Origin of the sequence: Streptomyces sp. NPDC096013, assembly GCF_044763565.1 — a bacterium.
Classification (GTDB): Bacteria; Actinomycetota; Actinomycetes; order Streptomycetales; family Streptomycetaceae; genus Streptomyces.
In genome coordinates this window covers 352,448-371,742 of sequence record NZ_JBIWGK010000009.1, presented here as the reverse complement: position 1 = coordinate 371,742, position 19,295 = coordinate 352,448, and the positions used below count along the sequence as shown (strand labels likewise).

The 19,295-nt window shown below is 71.0% G+C and carries 18 protein-coding genes; 8 read left to right on the top strand and 10 right to left on the bottom strand.

Going from position 1 to position 19,295, the window contains the following annotated elements; translation table 11 throughout:
• Nucleotides 1-18: 18 nt before the first annotated feature.
• The 6 genes from ACIRB1_RS29470 to ACIRB1_RS29445 all read right to left on the bottom strand — a co-directional run bounded on the left by ACIRB1_RS29470 (nt 19) and on the right by ACIRB1_RS29445 (nt 6,324).
• Nucleotides 19-630, bottom strand: a complete 612-nt coding sequence (locus ACIRB1_RS29470) for a hypothetical protein (RefSeq protein WP_352180893.1) — start codon at nt 628-630, stop codon at nt 19-21.
• A complete protein-coding gene (locus tag ACIRB1_RS29465; protein ID WP_403467547.1) occupies nt 617-2,155 on the bottom strand; it encodes a substrate-binding domain-containing protein in 1,539 nt (512 codons plus the stop codon). The genes ACIRB1_RS29470 and ACIRB1_RS29465 overlap by 14 nt, the downstream gene beginning before the upstream one ends.
• Entirely contained in the window at nt 2,152-3,369 is a 1,218-nt protein-coding gene (locus tag ACIRB1_RS29460) for a toxic anion resistance protein (protein ID WP_403467546.1), read from the bottom strand. The genes ACIRB1_RS29465 and ACIRB1_RS29460 overlap by 4 nt, the downstream gene beginning before the upstream one ends.
• A 14-nt stretch (nt 3,370-3,383) precedes the next feature.
• Nucleotides 3,384-4,463, bottom strand: a complete 1,080-nt coding sequence (locus ACIRB1_RS29455) for a hypothetical protein (RefSeq protein WP_403467545.1) — start codon at nt 4,461-4,463, stop codon at nt 3,384-3,386.
• Nucleotides 4,464-4,593: 130 nt separating this feature from the next.
• The gene (locus tag ACIRB1_RS29450) at nt 4,594-5,001 is read right to left on the bottom strand and encodes a hypothetical protein (RefSeq protein ID WP_352180889.1); all 408 of its coding nucleotides are present in this window, start codon (nt 4,999-5,001) and stop codon (nt 4,594-4,596) included.
• A 111-nt stretch (nt 5,002-5,112) separates the two neighbouring features.
• Nucleotides 5,113-6,324 carry a pyridoxal phosphate-dependent aminotransferase gene (locus ACIRB1_RS29445; protein WP_403467544.1) on the bottom strand — a complete coding sequence of 404 codons (1,212 nt, stop codon included), beginning with the start codon at nt 6,322-6,324 and terminating at the stop codon, nt 5,113-5,115.
• 108 nt (nt 6,325-6,432) lie between these two features.
• Here ACIRB1_RS29445 and ACIRB1_RS29440 point away from each other — a divergent pair, with 108 nt between their 5' ends.
• Together ACIRB1_RS29440 and ACIRB1_RS29435 are read left to right on the top strand one after the other, a co-directional pair.
• Nucleotides 6,433-8,241, top strand: a complete 1,809-nt coding sequence (locus tag ACIRB1_RS29440) for a P-loop NTPase fold protein (protein WP_403467543.1) — start codon at nt 6,433-6,435, stop codon at nt 8,239-8,241.
• Between the two features lie 100 nt (nt 8,242-8,341).
• Complete coding sequence (locus ACIRB1_RS29435) at nt 8,342-9,178, top strand: serine protease (RefSeq protein ID WP_352180887.1); 837 nt, start codon at nt 8,342-8,344, stop codon at nt 9,176-9,178.
• Nucleotides 9,179-9,258: 80 nt separating this feature from the next.
• Here ACIRB1_RS29435 and ACIRB1_RS29430 read toward each other — a convergent pair whose 3' ends face one another.
• The gene (locus ACIRB1_RS29430) at nt 9,259-10,866 is read right to left on the bottom strand and encodes an amidohydrolase family protein (RefSeq protein WP_403467542.1); all 1,608 of its coding nucleotides are present in this window, start codon (nt 10,864-10,866) and stop codon (nt 9,259-9,261) included.
• A gap of 52 nt (nt 10,867-10,918) precedes the next feature.
• Nucleotides 10,919-12,196: an amino acid deaminase gene (locus ACIRB1_RS29425; RefSeq protein WP_403467541.1), complete on the bottom strand. Its 1,278-nt coding sequence runs from the start codon at nt 12,194-12,196 to the stop codon at nt 10,919-10,921.
• Between the two features lie 139 nt (nt 12,197-12,335).
• Here ACIRB1_RS29425 and ACIRB1_RS29420 point away from each other — a divergent pair, with 139 nt between their 5' ends.
• The 5 genes from ACIRB1_RS29420 to ACIRB1_RS29400 all read left to right on the top strand — a co-directional run bounded on the left by ACIRB1_RS29420 (nt 12,336) and on the right by ACIRB1_RS29400 (nt 16,903).
• Nucleotides 12,336-13,382 (top strand): sugar kinase, encoded by a 1,047-nt coding sequence (locus ACIRB1_RS29420; protein ID WP_403467540.1) that lies wholly within the window; start codon nt 12,336-12,338, stop codon nt 13,380-13,382.
• Nucleotides 13,379-14,140, top strand: a complete 762-nt coding sequence (locus tag ACIRB1_RS29415; protein WP_352180883.1) for an IclR family transcriptional regulator — start codon at nt 13,379-13,381, stop codon at nt 14,138-14,140. The genes ACIRB1_RS29420 and ACIRB1_RS29415 overlap by 4 nt, the downstream gene beginning before the upstream one ends.
• Nucleotides 14,137-14,541, top strand: coding sequence for a RidA family protein (locus ACIRB1_RS29410; protein ID WP_352180882.1), 405 nt, complete (start codon nt 14,137-14,139; stop codon nt 14,539-14,541). Before ACIRB1_RS29415 ends, ACIRB1_RS29410 begins: the two co-directional genes overlap by 4 nt.
• A gap of 164 nt (nt 14,542-14,705) precedes the next feature.
• Nucleotides 14,706-16,181, top strand: a complete 1,476-nt coding sequence (locus ACIRB1_RS29405) for a gluconate:H+ symporter (protein WP_352180881.1) — start codon at nt 14,706-14,708, stop codon at nt 16,179-16,181.
• 89 nt (nt 16,182-16,270) lie between these two features.
• Complete coding sequence (locus tag ACIRB1_RS29400; RefSeq protein ID WP_352180880.1) at nt 16,271-16,903, top strand: hypothetical protein; 633 nt, start codon at nt 16,271-16,273, stop codon at nt 16,901-16,903.
• Between the two features lie 58 nt (nt 16,904-16,961).
• Here ACIRB1_RS29400 and ACIRB1_RS29395 read toward each other — a convergent pair whose 3' ends face one another.
• Nucleotides 16,962-18,215, bottom strand: coding sequence for a hypothetical protein (locus tag ACIRB1_RS29395; RefSeq protein ID WP_403467539.1), 1,254 nt, complete (start codon nt 18,213-18,215; stop codon nt 16,962-16,964).
• A gap of 97 nt (nt 18,216-18,312) precedes the next feature.
• Complete coding sequence (locus ACIRB1_RS29390; RefSeq protein ID WP_352180878.1) at nt 18,313-18,831, bottom strand: SigE family RNA polymerase sigma factor; 519 nt, start codon at nt 18,829-18,831, stop codon at nt 18,313-18,315.
• 216 nt (nt 18,832-19,047) lie between these two features.
• Between ACIRB1_RS29390 and ACIRB1_RS29385 the strand changes: the two genes are divergently transcribed.
• Nucleotides 19,048-19,269, top strand: coding sequence for an antitoxin (locus tag ACIRB1_RS29385; protein WP_352180877.1), 222 nt, complete (start codon nt 19,048-19,050; stop codon nt 19,267-19,269).
• Nucleotides 19,270-19,295 lie beyond the last annotated feature (26 nt).

Here is a 19,295-nt window from a genome sequence, read left to right as displayed (position 1 = left end):
CACGGCTGTTCCGCGCCCTCAGCCGTTCTGCGAACGCCCCCGGTCCTCCAGATACCGCGTGTGCGACTCCTGCCGCCGCGCCTCGACCTCACGCAGACCGGCCGCCAGCCCCCGCGCCTCCTCCTGAAGCACCGTCAACTGCCGCTCCAGGTGCCGTTCCGGGGGCTCGGTGCCCGGCGCGAGCCGCGTCCACCACCGGGTCCGTACGAACGTGTCCACCGCCTCCGGTACGTCCTGCCGGATCGCCCGCGACAGGATGTGCACGCCCTCCGGGTCCTGGGCGAGGTCGTCGGTGATCCGCGGATCGAGGAGTCCGGCGAGGAGCTGGTTCAGCTCGGTGAGCCGACCGGCGGCGGCAGGAGGCAGCTCGACGCCCGCCAGATAGCCGCCGAGCCTCTCGAAGTCGTCGCGGAGTTCCTCCAGTTGGGCGGAGGGGTCCGGGAAGTCGGGCAGCGGCGGCCGCTCCGGCGGGGCGATCAGCGCGCCCGCGCCGTACAGACCGGCGACCACGACCGGCCAGTACGGTCCGGCCACGCCCACGAACGTCAGCACCAGGCCGATCAGCCCGCAGGCGCTGCCGGTGAGGTTCTTGCGGGACTCCAGATAGCCGAGGAACTTACTGGTAGCCACGGATCTCCTCGAAGGCGCCGTCCAGCGAGCCCTGTTGGGCGTCGAAGAGCCGGCCGCCGGTCAGGTCGGCGATGTGCTGGAGCTCCGCCTTGTCCGAGTCGCCGAAGAGGATGGGGAAGACGGGGATGTCCCGCTGGGCGGCGGGGAGCCGGCCGTAGAAGCCGTCGAAGTCCCCGGCCTTGGCGCCGGTCGTGTTCTCCCCGTCGGTCATCAGCACGATCGAGGTGAACGTGTCGCCGCCGGAGCCGAGATGCTCGTACGCCTTCTCCAGCGAGGTGTAGATCGCGGTGTTCCCGTCGGCGCTGAGGGCCTTGGTGTCCTTGCGGATGGCGTCGAGCCCGGCCTGCGGGTCGCCCGGGCTCACCACATGCGTCCGCACGCTCTTCACGGCCGACCCGAACGGCATCAGCGTGACCTCCTCGCGCTGCCGGAAGTCCCCGGTCAGATCGGTGAGGGCCTTCTTCAGCCGGGACAGCCGGTCGCCGTCCATCGAACCGGAGGTGTCGAGCACGTACACCGTCCGCGAGGGCCGGCGCAGCTCGTTCTCGTACGAGTCGAGGAGCCCGTCGGCGACCGACTGGCTGCCGGGGAAGGGGAGTTCACGCCGTCGGCTGGTGTCGAGGCCGGACGCGGGCGGTACGGAGGCGACGACCGGGCGGCGGTGTGTGCGGGTGGTGATCAGCTTCTGAAGGGCGTCCGTGCGCAGGTCGGCCGTCACCCGCCGGACGTTCTCGCGGGTGGTGGCGTCCGTCGAGGCGAGGGAGGTCAGCGGGTAGTCGGCGGTGACGACCCCGTCGCTCGGGCGGATCACCGTCAGGCCCGGGATGCCCTTGAGGACGGACTCGTAGTTGAGCAACGCGTCGACGTTCCCGCGGCGTTGGTAGGCGGTGGCCAGCCAGCCCGACGAACCCGACGTCAGCTTCTGCCCCTTGAAGAACTCCTTCAGCCGGGGAGTCGCCTTCGTGACGTCCGCGTCGGTGAGCGCCGACTGGGCGCCGGAGAGCGCGGAGGCCACGGAGATGAGGGTCGAGAAGCCGGAGTTGGAGCGCGCCGGGTCCGTCATCCCGTAGGTCAGCCTGCCGTCCTGGACGGCCTGTTCGAGCTGCGACCAGGTGACCTTGTCCGCGGTCCAGCCCAGCTTCCGCACGGTGGCGTCCTTGACGCCGATCGCGACCGGGCTCGACATGACCGGGGTCTCGGAGACGACCTTCCTCGCCGCGTCGGGCCGTAGCCGCAGATAGTCGTTCGAGGACAGCCACAAGGCGTCGTACCGGCCGTCTACCTTGCCCTTCGCGAGGAGGTCCACCGCGTCCAGGGTGCCCATGTAGGTGGGGCGGATCGTGATGCCGGTGTCCTTGCGGACCTGATCGAACACCGGGGTCATGTCGCTGAGTTCGCTGGAGGCGAGGACGCGCAGTGTGCCGGGCCTGGGGGCGTCGTCGGGGCCGGTCTTCGTGTCGTGCGTCGATGTGCAGGCGGTCAGCAGCGCGGCCGTGCCGAGGGCGAGCGCGAGGAGACGTCTCATCCGAGACCGCCTTCCAGGGCGCTCTGCGACCGGCTCCGCTCCAAGTAGGAGCCGGCGTTCTGGAGTTCGGACGTCAGGGACTCGACGGTCGCCGCCATCACCTCGGTCGCCTGGACCTTGTAGGTGTCGATGGCGTCGAGGGTGCGGTAGATCTGCTGGAAGGCCGTGCGGAGGGTCTCCGCGCCCACCGCCGGGTCGGCGGCGATGCGCTGGATCTCGCCGCTCTGGGTGGAGAGCATCTCGGCGTTGCCCCGGATGAGGTCCTCGGTCGTGCCGCGCAGGGCGTTGACCTGGTCGACGACCTTGCGCTGGTTGTCGAGCGCGGAGGCGAGCATGACGGAGATGCGGAGGGCGGAGACGGTCGTGGTCGCCGCCCGGTCGACGCCCTTGATCAGCTCGTCGTTGTTGCGCCGTACGACGTCCATCGCCAAGTAGCCCTGCGCGCACACCGCGAGCTGGGTCAGCAGGTCCTGGTGCTTCTGCCGGACCGGGAAGAGGACGTCCGCGCGCAGGGTGTCGGCCTGGCCCGGGTCGGCCGACTCGACGCCGGTGATGTGCTGCTCGACGGCCATGTCGAGGGCCTGGGTGAGGACGACGTACTCCTGAAGCTTGCCCATGGTCTCCCAGAGCCGGACCCGCTCGGTCTGCAACGCCGCGTTGTCGCGCCGGAGTTCGTCCTGACCACCGCGCAGCGAGCCCACGATCTTGTTCAACGTGCCCTGCGCGGAGGCGTACTTGGCGACATGGTCGCGCAGCCTGTTGCCGCCCGGCAGCCGGGACAGGAACTTCCGCCCCTTCGACGCGGGCAGATCACGCGGGTCCAGGTCCTCGACCACCCGCCGGAGTTCGACGAGCGAACCGGCGACCTGCGACTGCGCGTCCCCGCCCTTCGACGGCAGACTCCGCACGGTCCGCTCCAGCATCCGGTTGGACTGCGCGGTGGCGGTACGCATCTCACCGGCACCGAGCGCGGTGATCTCCCCGACCTTGCCCGCGAACTCGGGCGAGCGGGCGTCCAGCGAGGCGAGCCCCTCGACATAGGCGGCGGCCTTCCGCGCCATGTCGGTACGGACGCTCTCGTCCACCGGCACAAGCCCGCCGGCCTTCTCCTTCGGCACCGGCGCGACGGCCTCCGGTGGGGTGAGGGTGAAGACGTCGTCCCCGCTCTGGGTGTCCTGGCTGGTGTTCTGGCTGGTGTTGAAACTGCTGCTCATGTGGTTCCCCCCGGTCAGCCGCGCGCCCGGCGCGCCATGTCGTGCAGCACCTTCGAGGTGGGCACGGGCGCCTGCCGGACACCGGTCAGCGTCTGGTTGAGATAGCTGGAGTGGGCGGCCGTGGCCGCGACGAACTCTGCGGTGTCACCCTGCGGCCGGAACCCGTGCCGTACGGCGAGCTTGCGCAACGTCGGGTCGCTGCTGAGGAGTTGACCGAGCTCGCGGCCCTCCGGGGTGAGCGGCACGACGGTGTGGTCGCTGTTGGCGGTGGTGTCCGGGTAGAGCACGACGAGATCGCCGACCGGCTGCTTGTCGAGGAGCAGTGAGGCCACCTGGGACTCGTAGACGAGGACCAGCGGATTGCCGGCGCCGCTGATGAAGTCCCTGAACGGCGCGTCGGAGCTGGACTGTTGGGCCCCCTGCACGCTGATCAGCTTGTGCATGAGCGGCGCGGTGCGATCCACGTCGGCGCTGCTCGCGGCCACCCGCCCGCCGTTGGCGACGTAGGAGGCCGCGGCGAGGTACAGAGCACCGGAGTTGGAGGCCTCGGGATCGGTGCTCGCGATGTAGAGGGTGCCTGTCAGCTCCCCGTGCTTGTCGGCGCCCTTGAGCTGCTGCCAGGTCAGGTCCCGCTTGGCCGCGTCGAGATAGGCGCCCATCTTCAGGGTGCCGCGGTCCCGGTCCTTGTCCAGCGTGGCGAGCCCGTTGTCCGCGAGGACCTGGGCGGCGCTGCGGTGGGCGACGACGACGAGCGGCGAGTAGAAGGGCCGCGGCAACGGCTGCCGCACCGTGTACTTGTCGGCCAGCGCGTCGGCCGGTGCCTGGCTGGAGGGGAAGGCGAAGTCGTACCCCTTGAGGTCGAGCCCTTCCATGGCCCAGGACCCGGAGGTCTCCGTCCTCACGGTGAAGCCCTTGGCGGCGAGGGCCTTCACCACATCGGGATCGGCGAAGAAGTCCGCCTTCTCCGAACCGATCACACCACGCACGGTCTTCGTTGCCGTGCCCTTGTCCCCGTTGTCCCGGCCCGCTACGACGGCTGCCACCACTCCGCCGATCAGCAACACCGCGAGGACGATTCCCGCGATACGTCTCACGAGGGGCAGCGTGCTCGCGGAACCCAACATTCCCCGGGGAAAGGGATGAACGGAAGGTGTCGGACGGGTCCCGGATCAACACGGGGTGCCCTCAATGCCCCTTCCCTCAGGGGTGCGAGGAACCGGAGACTCAGGCGACCGGGGTCACCGCATGCGCGTCCATCCGCTCGGCGGACAGGATCGCCGCCGCGGTATCGGCCCGGGACGCGGCAACCACCAGCGCCCGCCCGGCCAGAGCGTGTGCCCGCTGGTGCAGGGCATCGAGCCGGGACGTGGGAGCCGCGGCCGGAGCCGCCCCCGCCCGGCTCGGCGAAGCCCCCCGCAACCGCGTCAGCTGCCCGGCGAGCCGCTCCGCAGCCGCATCCAGCTCGGCCGACGGCTCCAGCGCCCGCAGCTCGTCGGTCACAGCGAGCAGCGCGGCGAGATGCCCCGCCAGCTGAATGTCCAGCTCCTCCTCGCGCGACCGGTGAGGAAAGTCGGCGGAGGGTGTGCGGGCCACCGTGCTGTGGACCGACTTCGTGCGGATCGGTTCGTACATGGCATGGTCTCCTGTGCTCAGACAGGAAACCATCCTAGCTTAGATCTCGTCTAAAGTTGTGCCGGCCAAAAATCTGGCCGAAAAAACCCCCGGAAAAAGGCCCCGCGAGGTTTAGGGCTGGCTGTACCCGTCCAGGAAGTTCCCGATCCGGGTCACCGCGTCCCGGAGATCCCCGACCGACGGCAGGGTCACGACCCGGAAGTGATCGGGCTCGGACCAGTTGAAGCCGGTGCCGTGGACGACCATGATCTTCTCCTGGCGGAGCAGGTCGAGGACCATCTGCCGGTCGTCCTTGACCTTGAAGACCTGCGGATCGAGCCGCGGGAACAGATACAGCGCACCCTTCGGCTTCACGCAGGTCACACCCGGGATCTGGGTCAGCAGCTCGTACGCGACATCCCGCTGCTCCTTCAGCCGGCCGCCCGGAAGCACCAGGTCGTTGATGGTCTGCCGCCCGCTGAGCGCGGCGACCACCCCGTGCTGCCCGGGCATGTTCGCGCAGAGCCGCATGTTGGCCAGGATCGTCAGACCCTCGATGTAGGAGTCGGCGTGCGCGCGCGGACCGGAGATCGACATCCAGCCGACGCGGTATCCGGCCACCCGGTACGCCTTCGACATCCCGTTGAAGGTGAGGGTCAGCAGGTCCGGGGCGACCTTCGCGGTCGGGGTGTGCGTGGCGCCGTCGTAGAGGATCTTGTCGTAGATCTCGTCGGAGCAGACGAGGAGGTTGTGGCGGCGGGCGATGTCGGTGAGGCCCTTGATCATCGCCTCGTCGTACACCGCGCCGGTCGGGTTGTTCGGGTTGATGATGACGAGCGCCTTGGTGCGGTCGCTGACCTTGCGCTCCACGTCGGCGAGGTCGGGCATCCAGTCGGACTGCTCGTCGCAGCGGTAGTGGACGGCGGTCCCGCCGGAGAGGGAGACGGCGGCGGTCCACAGGGGGTAGTCCGGCGACGGTACGAGGACCTCGTCGCCGTCGTCGAGCAGGCCCTGCATGGCCATGACGATCAGCTCGGAGACGCCGTTGCCGATGAAGACGTGCTCCACGTCCGTCTCGATGCCCAGGGTCTGGTTGTGCATGACGACCGCGCGGCGGGCGGCCAGCAGGCCCTTCGCGTCGCCGTACCCGTGCGCCGACGACACGTTCCTGAGGATATCCTCCAGGATCTCGGGCGGGCACTCGAACCCGAACGCCGCCGGGTTCCCGGTGTTCAGCTTGAGGATGCGGTGCCCTGCCGCTTCCAGACGCATCGCCTCCTCGAGAACCGGGCCCCGGATCTCGTAACAGACGTTGGAGAGCTTGGTCGACTGGATCACCTGCATGTCGGTGAGCTTACGGCGCGGTAACGCGACCTGCCTCGTGCTTTCCGCCACATGAGACACGCCGGGTCCGACTCGGTACGTTGACCCTGCCGAAGGGGGAGGCAGGGCATGAAGTTCTCGCTGCTGAGCGACGAGCCGGTGAGCGCGGCCGAGGGCGACCTGCTGGGCGCCGGCACGGCCGCCCGCCAACTGGCCGCGCTCATCAACGACTCAAGGGCCGCGACGCCCTTCACGCTCGCCGTCGACGCGGGCTGGGGCATGGGCAAGAGCAGCCTGATGTCCCTGGTCCGGGCGGAGTTGGAGCCGCGCGACGACGTCCGGACGGTGTGGTACAACGCCTGGTCCGCCACCGGCGCCGACGTGCTGGAAGGCCTCATCAAGACCGTTCTGATGACGTTCGACAAACGTCTGCTGCGCCGGGCCCTGCACCAGCTGTCCCAGCACGGCCCGCTGATCAGGGCGGTGCTGGCGACGCTCACCGTGGTCGCCTCCCCGTTCGGGCTGGCCGGGCTCGTCGACCGGCTCTGGCGTGAGCTGTCCGTCGACCCCAGGGCCCGCGCCACCATGCGGGACGAGCTGAAGAAGCTCGCGGAAGAGTGGGCGAAGGCCACCCCGGACCGGCCGGGCCGGCTGCTCGTCGTCTTCATCGACGACCTCGACCGGTGCGCCGAGGACACCGTGCTCGCGGTGTGCGAGGCGGTCAAGGCCTATCTCGACCTGCCGGGGCTCGCGTTCGTGATCGGCTGCGACCGCTCCGTGCTCGGCCCCTCGGGGCTGCTGCGGGACCTGGGCCCGGCCGGTTCGGCGTTCATGGAGAAGATCTTCCAGACCAGCTACCGGCTGCCCGTGGCGGGCGGCGAGGACCTGCGGGCCTACGTCCGGCGCTGCGCCGAGCGCTCGGGGGTGAGCGACCTGCTGGACGACGCGATGGTGAACCTGATCGCCGACCGCTCGGCCCGCAACCCCCGGCGGATCAAGCGGCTCATCAACGGCTTCGGCCTGGAGTGCTCCCTCAACCCGGTGTGGACGGGGATCGAGCCGGAGGCGGTCATCAGGACGCTGCTCCTGCAATACCTGTATCCGGAGTTCTACCGGATTCTCGTGGCGAGCGACGCCGGCGCCCCCACCGCCAACGCGGGGCGCGAGTTCCTGGAGTACGACACGGCCCGGCGGGTGCTGAGCCGCTGGGTCGAGCCCGGACCGGAGGCGTGGCGGGCCACGGTGTCGTCCGTGAGCGGGCACCGGCTCGCCCCGCCCGACCGCGAGCGGCCCGGTGACTGGGAGGCCGTCCTTGGCCGGCTGGAGGAGCAACTCCCCACCGTCTACCCGGGGTTGGCCCGGGACCGGGACTTCGTCCGCCTCGTGGAGGAGTGGCTGCTGCTGGCGCAGGCCGACGAGCTGGTGACCCGGCTCCAGCGGGGCGGCGCGACCCCGGTCGTCACGATCCGGGTGGACGCGGAGCCCCCGGCCGGCGGGGTGCGCAGGCCGGACGAGGGCCGCCCCGAGGACCGCCCCGAGGGCCGGGACGGCGTCCGGTACGACGACATCCGCATCCTCTGGGTGGACGACCATCCCGCCAACAACCGCGCCTACGTCCGGGAGCTGGAGGAGCTCGGCGCCGAGGTCGCGGAGGCCGAGGACGCGGTGAGCGCCGAGCGGATGTTCGCCCGCGGGCCGGTCGACCTCCTGCTGTCCGACTTCTCCCGCGGTATGGACTCCGACGCGGGCCTGGACGCGCTCGCGCGCTGGCGGGAGCGGGCCGCCTTCACGGGGCCCGCCGTGTTCTTCACGGGCCGTGTCACCCCGGCCCGTGAGCGGCGCTGCCTCGAACTGGGCGCCCGGATCGCCACCGACGGCAGGTCGCTGCGCCGGTACATCGACCGGGCATGCGCGGAAATCCGCCAGTCCCGGGCCTGAAACCGCTCCTTGCCGGTCCATCTCCCGCACATAACAATGTGCATGACAAAAAGACGACCGGAAGATCTCCGTTCGCCTCGTCATAAGAGGGGACCCCCACATGAACAAGCCTCTCCTTGCCGCGCTCTCCACCCTGGCCATCGCCGGGGCCGGCGTGGCACCCGCGGTCGCCGCGCCCCAGGTGACACCGAAGGCCGCCGCGGTCACCGTCGACTTCGCCGGCACCGTCTCGCTCAGCAACTGCTCCGGCTCGGTCATCCGCTTCCCCGGCTCGGCCGACACCGCCCCGGCGCTCGTGCTGACCAACGGGCACTGCCTGGAGACCGGGTTCCCGGAGCCCGGCGAGGTCATCACCGGCCAGTCCTCCAGCCGTACCTTCGGGCTGCTGAACTCCGCCGGCACCAAGGTCGCCACGCTCCGGGCCAACCAGGTCGTCTACTCGACGATGACCGACACGGACGTGACGATCTACCGCACGACCACGACGTACGCGGCGATCAAGAGCGCGTACAACATCAGCCCGCTCACCGTCAGCGCCACGCACCCGACCGCCGGCACCGCGATCAAGGTCGTCTCCGGGTACTGGAAGACGATCTACAGCTGCAACATCGACGGGTTCGTGTACCGGCTGAAGGAGGGCGACTGGACCTGGAAGGACTCGGTCCGTTACACCTCCGCGTGCAACACGATCGGGGGTACGTCGGGGTCTCCGGTGATCGACACCAGCACCGGGCAGGTTGTCGCGGTCAACAACACGGGGAACGAGGACGGGGAGACCTGCACGGTCGACAATCCGTGCGAGGTGGACGCGAACGGGACGGTGACGGTTCGGCAGGGCATCAACTACGCCGAGGAGACCTACAACATCCCGGCCTGCTTCACCTCGGCGAACGTGCTCAGCCTCAGCGCGTCCGGGTGCACCCTGCCCAAGCCGTAGTCCGTCGTTTTCCGGCCGCGGGTGCGTGGGGGCCGGTCGCGCCCGAGCGGCGGAGCCGCGCACCCGCGGCCCGGCGCCCCTCAGGCGCGCTCCGGCCGGGTGCGCCGGACGGCCCGGCCCGCCAACTCGTCCGTCCGGCGGCCGTCCTCGATCACGAAGCGGCCGTCGACCAGGACGTGGGGGATGCCCGTCGGCAGTCGGCGCGGCTCCTCGAAGGTCGAACCCGCCGCCACCGTCCGCGGGTCGAAGAGGACGAGGTCCGCCCGGTAGCCCTCCCTGATCAGACCCCGGTCCGGCAGGCGCAGGCGGGCTGCCGGGCGGGAGGTCAGGTGGGCCACGCACTCCTCCAGGGAGAGGACGCCCAACTCCCTTGTGTACCGGCCCAGATACTCGGGGAACGTGCCGTACGCCCGGGGGTGCGGCTTCGCGCCCTGGAGGATGCCGTCGGAGCCGCCGGTGTGGACGCGGTGGCGCATGATCCGGCGCACGTTCTCCTCGTGGCCCACGTGCTGGAGGATCGACGGGGCGAGCCGGTCGGCCAGGAGGAGGTGGCGGGCCGTGGTCCAGCTGTCGAGGCGGCGGCCCACGTACTCCGCCAGCGCGGGGTTCTCGACCCCCGCGATCTCGATCGTGTCCCACTCCATCGGCACCCCGTGGCAGCCGTCCGAGCCGATCACCTCCACGTGGTGGCGGATCCGCTCGGCCGTGTCGTCGTCCGCGAGGCGCTTCAGGATCTCCTCGGGGCCGCCCTCGCTCGCCCAACTCGGCAGCATCGCCACGAGAGTTGTGCAGCCAGGGGTGTAGGGGTAGGTGTCGAGGCTGATGTCGGCGCCGCTCGCCAAAGCCTCGTCCAGGAGGGTCAGCAGCTCCGGTGCGCGGCCCTCGTTCACGCCGAAGTTCATGGTGGCGTGGGCCAGATGGAGGGAGCAGCCCGCCTCCCGCGTCAGCTCCACCATCTCCCCGTACGCCTCCAGCGCGCCCGCCCCGTAGGAGCGGTGGTGGGGGCAGTAGTAGCCGCCGTACGACGCCACCACCCGGCAGAGTTCGGTGAGTTCGGAGTCCTTGGCGTACATGCCGGGGGTGTAGGTCAGCCCGGACGACATGCCGACCGCGCCCTGTTCCATCCCCTCGGCGACCAACTGCCGCATTCGGTCCAGCTCCCGGGGTGTCGCCTCCCGGTCCTCCCAGCCGACGGCGAGCATCCGGACCGTGCCCTGCGGGATCAGATAGGCCGCGTTGACCGCGATGCCGCGACCGTCGAAACCGTGGTCGAGGCGGTCCAGGTACTCGCCCACCGAACGCCAGTCGAAGTCGATGTCGTCGCCGTACCCGTTCCACCCGGCGATCGCCCGGCGCACCTCGGCCAGCGTGCGGTCGTCGACGGGGGCGTACGACAGCCCGTCCTGGCCGATGACTTCGAGGGTCACCCCCTGCGCGGCCTTGGCGCTGTGGTCCGGGTCGCGGAGCAGCGCCAGGTCGCTGTGCGCGTGCATGTCGATGAAGCCGGGGGAGAGGACCAGCCCCTCCGCGTCCAACTCCCGCCGCGCCTTCGGGCGTTGACAGCCCGCCGCCGCGGCCTCCTGCACGATCGAGACGATCCGCCCGCCGTCGATCACGACATCGGCGCGGTACGAGGGCGCGCCGGAGCCGTCCACGACGTCCGCGTCCCGGATCACCAGCTCTTCCATGCGATGCCTCCAACGGGGTCCGGCAGGGCTTCCACGGGGTCCGGCAGGGCGGCTAGAAGAACGTGCGGAGGTAGTCGACGACCGTGCCGTCGGCCTCCGCCACCGGAATCAGCTGCCACTTGTCGAAGGACGTGCACGGGTGGGACAGCCCCATCCCGATCCAGTCCCCGACCTCCACGTCCGCCCCGGGCGCCGTCCGCAGCCAGGCGTGCTGGTCGGACAGCCCGGTGACCTCGACGCCGGTCGCCGGGCGCTCGGTGCCGTCCCGGCGGATCACCTGGGCGAGCGGGAGGTCCAGGTCGTAGGCCGCGTCCCGCTTGCCCGCGTTGGCGAACGCCTGCTCGGGGGAGGGGCGGGAGACGATCTGCGCCCAGAGCCGGAACGCGGGCTCCAGCGTGCCCTCCTCGGGGACGCGGGTGAACGGGGTGATCTCGCGGTAGTGGCCGTCGTCGTGCGAGACATAGGCGCCGGAGCGCAGCAACTTCATTGCGGGCAGCGAGAGTTCGGGCAGTTCGGCGAAGACGTCGGCCACCGCGTCGAACCACGCGCTGCCGCCCGCGCTGACGACGATCTCGTCGACCCCCTTGAAACGCCCGTCCCCGTCGAAGTCCACGGCGAGTCCGGTCAGCCGGCGCAGCCACGCGTGCACCCGCTCCGGATCGGCCCGCGGCACCTCGCCCTCGTACCCGGCGACCCCCACCAGTCGCAGCGTCCCCACGGCGGCCACCGCGTCCGCGACCGCCGCGCACTCCGCCTCCGTGCGCACGCCGGTGCGGGCGCCCTCGCCCGCGGCCAGCTCGACGACGACGTCCAGCGGACGGGCGGCGCCGCGCAGGGCCGCGTCCATCAGCTCGACACCGCGCACGGAGTCGACGTAGCAGATGAAGCGGAAGTCGTCGTCGGCGTCCAGTTCGGAGGAGATCCACTTCAGGGCCGCCGGGTCGACCAGCTCGTTCGCGAGGAAGATCCGCGCGATCCCGAACTCCCGTGCCACGCGCACCTGGTGGGGGACCGCGAGGGTGATGCCCCAGGCGCCGTGGGCGAGTTGGCGGTGGAAGAGCTGGGGAGCCATGGAGGTCTTGCCGTGCGGGGCGAAGGCGAGGCCGTGGCGGGTCGCGTAGGTCTCCATGAGACGGAGGTTGTGGTCCAGGCGCTCGGCGGAGAGGGCGAGGACGGGGGTGGTGAAGCCGTCGGTGAAGAGGTTGCGGCGCTGGGCCGCCAGCTCGGTGACGGTGAGGCCGTCCGCGTCCGGGGGGAGGCCCTTGAAACGGTGGTCGACGCGTTCCCCGGCGAGCCGGGCGAGCGCTTCGGTACCGGTGTCGCGGACCATGGGGCCTCCCTGAGCTGGAGTGTTGCAATCCTTGCAACATTCATTGCGTATATCGCTTACCGCTGTCTAACATCTCGCCCAACACCGGGTCAACGGAGCCGCCGCCGGCCCGGTGCACCGACAGGGAGCCATCACCATCGTGACCGCCGACGGACAGAGCACCGCCGCCCGTGACGTCGTGGACGTCGTAGCGCTGGGCGAGTCCATGGTCACGTTCCTACCCGGCGGACCGGGCCGCCTCGCCGACGTGCCGTCCTTCGACCGTGCCATCGGCGGCGCCGAGTCCAATGTCGCCTGCGTACTGGCGGCGGCCGGACACACCGTCCGATGGGTCAGCCGGGTCGGGGCCGACGGCTTCGGCGATCACCTCGTCGAGACGATCGGCGGCTACGGCGTCGACGTGTCCGCCGTACGACGTGACCCCGCGCGCCCGACCGGCATCTACTTCCGCACCGCCGGCGACCGGGCCACCGACGCCCACGAGGTGGCCTACTACCGGGCCGGGTCCGCCGCCTCCGCGATGGCCCGGGGGAACGTCGACCTGGACGCCGTACGGGCCGGGCGGGTGCTGCACCTGTCCGGGATCACCCCGATGCTGTCCGACGACTGTCTCGGCCTGGTCCGTGAGCTGACCGCGATGCGCCCGGGCCGGCCGCTGATCTCCTTCGACGTCAACCACCGCCCCGCGCTGGGGCGTCGGGCCGACGGGCCGGGTGTGCTGCTGGAACTCGCGCGCGGCGCCGACCTCGTCTTCGTCGGCGAGGACGAGGCCGCCGAGGTCTGGGGGCTCGTCGGGGCCGATGCCGTACGGGCCGCGTTCCCCGGCCCCGAGACGCTCGTCGTCAAGCAGGGCGGACGCGGAGCCACCGTCTTCCACCGGGGCGACACCGCCTTCGTGCCCGCGCCGCACGTCGACGTCGTCGCCGCGGTCGGCGCCGGGGACGCCTTCGCCGCCGGGTTCCTCTCCGCGACCCTGCGGGGACTTCCCGTACGGGACCGGCTGCGGCACGGCCATCTCACGGCCGCCGCCGCCCTCACCGTGCCCGGCGACCTCGCCGCGCCCCCGGTCCGCGACCACGCCGACCGGCTGGTCGCCCTCGACGACCGGGCGTGGGGGAGACTTCGACTCGGCCCCGGCTGGACCGACGCCGCCGACCGGGCCGACGAGGAGGTACGTACGCCATGAGTCAGACCGTCGACCGCGCGCTCAGCATCCTGCCGCTGCTCGCCGAGGGCCCCGCCGACCTCGGCCAGGTCGCCGACCGTCTCGACGTCCACAAGTCGACGGCCCTGCGCCTCCTGCGCACCCTGCACGAACACGGCCTGGTCTACCGCCAGTCCGACCAGCGCTACCGCCTCGGCGCCCGCCTCATCGCCCTCGCCCAGGAGGCGATGGAGAACCTCGACATCCGCGAGATCGCCCACCCCCACCTCGCCCGCCTCAACGAGCAGTGCGGCCATACCGTCCACCTCGCGGTGTACGAGGAGAACGAGGTCCTCTACATCGACAAGGTGGAGAGCCGCTACCCGGTCCGCATGTACTCGCGCATCGGCAAGCCGGTCGCCATCACCGTCGCCGCCGTCGCGAAACTGCTCCTCGCCGACCTCCCGGAGGGCGAGCGCCGGATGCTCGCCGACAAGCTCGAATACCCCATGTACACCGCCCGCTCCACGCCCAACGCCCCCGCTTTCATCAGGGAGTTGGAGAAGGTGCGGGAACAGGGCTGGGCCACCGACCTCGGCGGCCACGAAGAGTCCATCAACTGCGTCGCCGCACCCATCAGGGGCGCCGACGGACGGGTGGCCGCCGCGATGTCGGTCTCCGCGCCCAACGTCGTCGTCACCGCCGACGAACTCCTCACCCTGCTCCCCCTGGTCCGCCGCACGGCGGACGCCATCAGCGGTGAGTACTCCGGCAGAACTACCACCAGGGACACCGAATGACCGACAAGACCGCCCTCACCCCCAAGACCCACACCGCCCCGCCCGCGAAGTTCTCGCACGGCGTCCGCAAGGGGAACATCCTCCAGGTCGCGGGACAGGTCGGCTTCCTCCCCGCCGAGGAGGGCAAGCCGCCCACCCCGGCCGGCCCGACCCTGCGCGAGCAGACCCTCCAGACCCTCGCCAACGTCGAGGCGATCCTGGAGGAGGGCGGCGCGAGCTGGGAGGACGCGGTGATGATCCGCGTCTACCTGACGGACGTCGACCACTTCGCCGAGATGAACGCGATCTACAACGAGTACTTCGAGGGCCGCGTCGAGGTCCCCGCCGCCCGCACCACGGTCTACGTCGGCCTGCCCGCGGGCCTGCTCATCGAGATCGACGCGCTCGCCGTCCTCGGCTGACCGGCCCCCTGAGCTGACGCCCCCTCAACTCCCGCACACCGCACAACGGTACGGCGCCCCTCGTGGTGCCGTACCGCGATCTCCCCTGCCCGGCCGTGCCCTCCGGGGGGCATCCCCCAGATCCCCCGGACCCATGCTCCTCCACCGATCCAGAGGACCCCCACATGTCGCTACCGCTCGCCGCAACCGCCCCCGCGACACCACCCCACACCGGAGGCCTGCTCCTCCTGCTCGACGGCACGGCAGGCCTGTTGACGGTCGCCGCCATCGGGATCGCGCTCCTCCTCTTCCTGATCATCAAGGTCAGACTCCAGCCCTTCGTGGCCCTCCTCGCCGTCTCCATAACCGTCGGCCTGCTGGCGGGCCTGTCCGTCACCGAACTCTTCGGCACGGTCCAGCGCTCCGACGCCGTCTCCACCATCGAGTCCGGCATGGGCGGCATCCTCGGCCATGTCGCGATCATCATCGGCCTGGGCACCATGCTCGGCGCGATCCTCGAAGTCAGCGGCGGCGCCGAGGTGTTGGCGTCCCGGCTGCTGAACCTCTTCGGCGAGAAGCGGGCGCCCCTCGCCATGGGCCTCACCGGCCTGATCTTCGGCATCCCGGTCTTCTTCGACGTCGGCATCTTCGTCCTCGCGCCGATCGTGTACGCCGCCGCCAAGCGTGGCGGCAAGTCGATCCTGCTCTACTGCCTGCCGCTGCTCGCCGGCCTGTCGATGACCCACGCGTTCCTGCCGCCGCACCCCGGCCCGGTGGCCGCGGCGGGGCTGCTGCACGTCCAACTCGGCTGGGTCATCCTCATGGGCATCGTCTGCGGCCTCCCCGCCGTGCTCGCCGCATGGGCCTACGCCGCCTGGATCGGCAAGCGGATCTTCGTCGCCGTACCGCAGGACATGGTCGAGGCGGCGGCCGAGGCGAAGCAGGCCGTCATCGACGAACAGCGGGAGTCCGGCGTCGTACCGCAGGAGAAGCCGGTGTCGCTCGGCACGGTCCTCGCGATCATCGGTACGCCCCTCGTCCTGATCCTCGCGGCCACGTTCTCGTCGATCGCCTTCGACCCGTCCACCGGCCGCTCGGTCGTGGAGTTCTTCGGCAGCCCGTTCGTCGCGCTGACCATCGCGCTCCTCCTCGCGTACTACCTCCTGGGGCTGCGCCGGGGCTGGTCCCGCAAGTCCCTGGAGACCGTCTCCACCGCGTCCCTCAAGCCGGTCGGCAACATCCTGCTGGTCGTCGGCGCGGGCGGGATCTTCGGCGCCGTCCTGAAGGCGAGCGGGGTCGCGCAGGCCCTCTCGGACACCTTCCACGACGTGGGCCTGCCGGTGCTGGTCCTGTCGTACCTGATCTCGCTGGTCCTGCGGGTCGCACAGGGGTCGGCGACGGTCGCGATCGTGACGACGGCGGGCATCGTGGCCCCGCTGCTCGCCGAGGGCGACCACTCGCAGGCGTTCGTCGCGCTGGTCATCATGGCCATCTCGGCGGGTTCGATCTTCGCCTCGCACGTCAACGACGGCGGTTTCTGGATGGTCGCGAAGTACTTCGGGATCACCGAGCGGGACACCCTGAAGACATGGACCGTGCTGGAGTCGGTGCTGTCGGTCGCGGGGTTCGCGGTCGCCGCGGTGCTCAGTCTGTTCGTCTAGTCCCATTTGACGCCGTGCCATGTAGGCGTCTGATAACGAAGTAGGGGCTGGCTGTGCCCGACACAGGATCGTCGACCATACTGCCCGCTGTGGAGCAGCGCATAGGTTCGAGCAGCCAGCCCCTGGAGGGCGCCGGATTCGACCCGGCCTTCGTCCCCGGGCTCACCGCACCCGCCGTGTCCTCCGACCAGCCGGAGGACGCGAAACCGCGGGACACGGAGCCGGAGGACGCGAAGGCCGAGTCGGCGGAGCCGGAGGAGTCGTCGGCCGACGAGTCGTCGGCCGGGAAGGCCGTTGCCGAGGACGGCGACGCCGGGACCGACGCCGACGCGGATGAGGCCGGCGAGGAGGCGTCCGAGGGCGACGGTCCGGTCTTCGAGGCCTCCGACCGCCGTGCGGAGATCGTCGCGGACGCGAAGGGCGTACGACTGCGCCTGGACGACCAGGCGTGCGAGTTCCGCTGGGACGAGATCGGCGCGATAGAGACCGAGTCCCCGCGCTTCGGCAAGCGGTTCACCATCACCGTCCACACCCCTGACCGCCGTTGGTACCCGATCGAGATCGAGGCGACGGCCAGGAGCAGGTTCGCCGAGTGGGAGTCGCGTCTCGACGCGGTGCTCGACGCGTACTTCGACGACGGCGCCGAGGCCGAGGACGACGAGTCCGCCGAGGTGGACGAGGCGGCGCTCGCCGAGGCGGAGGCCGAGGTCCGCAAGGACTAGGGGCTCTTCCCCGGGTCCTGGGGGTTCCCCCGGGTTCCGGGGCTCCGGGATCTCGGGGTCAGCGCCAGTTCGGGCTCAGGGCGATCTCCCGGAGCTGCTTCAGGCTCAGGGCCGGGGCCGTACGGGTCGCCGGGGTGTCCTGGGCGCCGGAGTTGAAGGCGCTGATCACCACCCGGGTGCCGTCGGTGCGGAGGGTGTCGACGGTCCACATCGCGACACCCGAGCCGCCCTTCTCGCCCGCGCCCTGGTGCACGGCGACCTTCGTGCCGTCGGACAGGACCTCCGCGCCGGAGCCGAACAGGTCGCCCTCGTCATCCGCCATGTCGGCCTGGACGTTGACCTGGACGAGGCTCTTGCCCTTGCCGTCGTCGACGACGACGTAACCGAACCCGGCGTCGTCGGCACCGGTCTCGGACACCTTGAGCCCCTTCGGCAGCAGGGTCCGCAGCGTGTCGGTGACGGACACGGAGACGCCCGTGTCGCCCGAACCCGGCTGTTCGGTCCCCGAGTTCGGGTCCTGCGGGATCGCGTCGATCGCCTTCCGCCACGCCGTCGCGGCGGCCAGCTTCGTCAACTGGGCCGGGGACAGCGGCGGTTGGCTCCTGCTGATCGGCGCGTCCTTCTCGGCGGCGGCGTTCCACTCGTTGACGCTCACGTACTGCCCCTGAGGGGTGACGAGTTCGGCGTTCCACCGCTTGGTGTCCACCCGCCGGTCCGGGTATTCGTACCCCCGCATCACCATCACCACCGACCCGTCCGCCATCCGGCTCGTGACGCACGAGTCGTAGTGCGCGAACGCCTTCCCCGGGCACTGGGTCGCCTGCCGCGCCTGGTCGCTCCCCGGCCGCAGCCGGTCCAGGCCGACGCTGACGGCCGACGCGCCGTTCCCGTCGTCGTAGACGAGTTGGACGTACGGCGACGGTTCCTCGTCCGTGCCGCGGGCCTCGGCCTTCGTGAACGTGCCGCCGGGGAGCAGCCTTTCGAGCGTACGGATCAACGCGTCGCCGGAGACGGGTGCGGGGGTGGCCGAGGAGGCGGCGGAGAGCGTGGAAGCGGCCGCGGAACCATGCCGGTCGGCCGGGTTCCCGCTCGGCACGAGCAGGGCGCCGCCGACGCCGACGAGGGCGATACCGGCCGCGCCGCCCATCACCGCGGCGTTGCGGCGTCGTAGCAGCCGGCGGCGGCCCTTGAGGGCGCCCGCGGTGGCGAGGGCGTCCCGGTCGGTCTCGAAGGCGTTGCCCGCCTCGTGCAGGCCGGCGGTGAGCCGCTCCTCGAACGGATCGAGGTGTTCGCTGTGCTGGACGTCGGGCATGGCGGACCACCGTTTCGCATGAGGGAGTCGAGGGAGTTGGGAGAGCCGAGCGGGCTGCGTACAAGGTGCGCGAGGGACAGGGGAGTTGGCGCGGGTGTCAGGGGCGGGCGTATTCGTCGAGGTTCTCGCCGAGCAGCTCCCGCAGCCGGCCGAGCGCGCGGACGCAGCGGGTGCGGACGGCGGCCGAGCTGACGTGCATCACGTCGGCGGTCTCCTCGACCGACCGGTCCTCCCAGTACCGCAGGACGACGACCGCGCGGTCCTTGGCGGGCAGCCGGGAGAGGGCCTGGAGGAGGGTCAGCCGCAGCGGGGTGTCGGCGCCGGAGACGCCGGGGTCGGGCAGGTCGGGCAGGACGTCGGTGGCGCGCTCGGTGCTGCTGCGGCGCCGTTGGTGGGCGAGGAACGTACGGGTGAGGACGGTCTGGGCGTACCCGGCGGGGTTGCCGACCCGGGACAGCCGCCCCCAGCCGACGTACAGCTTGCCGAGGGTCTCCTGGACGAGGTCCTCCGCGAGATGGGTGTCCCCGGCGGTCAGCAGACACGCGGACCGGTAGAGATGCCCGGCCCGCGCGGTCGCGAACTCCGCGTACTCGTCGGCACGTCCGTGACGTCTCATGCCTGATCCCCCTGCCCCCGCGGGCTGTTGTCCGCGCCGCCTTCACTTGTACTGATGCGGTGGGCCCGGGGAAATGTTTCAGACCGGGGCGGACCGGCGGGCGGGCGGGGTCCGTGTGCGTACGCGCGTCCGCGTCGAGGCGACCTTGCCCTCGGGTGCTCGCCGCGGGGACCATGTCCCTGACCGGGCACAACCGTTGCACCGAGGAGAACTGCCGTGTTCGACAACCTGCGGGACCTGGACAAGCTCAAGGACAAGGCGGAGGAGATCGCCGAGGAGCACGGCGACAAGATCGTCGGGGGCCTGGAGAAGGCCGGGGACCTCGTCGACGACAAGACGGACGGGAAGCACAGCGAGCAGATCGACACGGCGGTCGACAAGGCGCAGGCGCTGGTACGGAGGCTCGCCGAGGAGGCGGGCGAGGACCGCAAGGGCTGACCCGCGGGGCCGCCGTGGCACCGCAC

Coding starts and splice junctions, on each gene's coding strand:
- ACIRB1_RS29445 (WP_403467544.1), bottom strand. CDS start 6,324: ATGCAGGTGATCCAGTCGACCAAGCTCTCCAACGTCTGTTACGAGATC.
- ACIRB1_RS29440 (WP_403467543.1), top strand. CDS start 6,433: ATGAAGTTCTCGCTGCTGAGCGACGAGCCGGTGAGCGCGGCCGAGGGC.
- ACIRB1_RS29410 (WP_352180882.1), top strand. CDS start 14,137: ATGACCGACAAGACCGCCCTCACCCCCAAGACCCACACCGCCCCGCCC.
- ACIRB1_RS29465 (WP_403467547.1), bottom strand. CDS start 2,155: ATGAGACGTCTCCTCGCGCTCGCCCTCGGCACGGCCGCGCTGCTGACC.
- ACIRB1_RS29405 (WP_352180881.1), top strand. CDS start 14,706: ATGTCGCTACCGCTCGCCGCAACCGCCCCCGCGACACCACCCCACACC.
- ACIRB1_RS29460 (WP_403467546.1), bottom strand. CDS start 3,369: ATGAGCAGCAGTTTCAACACCAGCCAGAACACCAGCCAGGACACCCAG.
- ACIRB1_RS29390 (WP_352180878.1), bottom strand. CDS start 18,831: ATGAGACGTCACGGACGTGCCGACGAGTACGCGGAGTTCGCGACCGCG.
- ACIRB1_RS29430 (WP_403467542.1), bottom strand. CDS start 10,866: ATGGAAGAGCTGGTGATCCGGGACGCGGACGTCGTGGACGGCTCCGGC.
- ACIRB1_RS29425 (WP_403467541.1), bottom strand. CDS start 12,196: ATGGTCCGCGACACCGGTACCGAAGCGCTCGCCCGGCTCGCCGGGGAA.
- ACIRB1_RS29450 (WP_352180889.1), bottom strand. CDS start 5,001: ATGTACGAACCGATCCGCACGAAGTCGGTCCACAGCACGGTGGCCCGC.
- ACIRB1_RS29415 (WP_352180883.1), top strand. CDS start 13,379: ATGAGTCAGACCGTCGACCGCGCGCTCAGCATCCTGCCGCTGCTCGCC.
- ACIRB1_RS29395 (WP_403467539.1), bottom strand. CDS start 18,215: ATGCCCGACGTCCAGCACAGCGAACACCTCGATCCGTTCGAGGAGCGG.
- ACIRB1_RS29435 (WP_352180887.1), top strand. CDS start 8,342: ATGAACAAGCCTCTCCTTGCCGCGCTCTCCACCCTGGCCATCGCCGGG.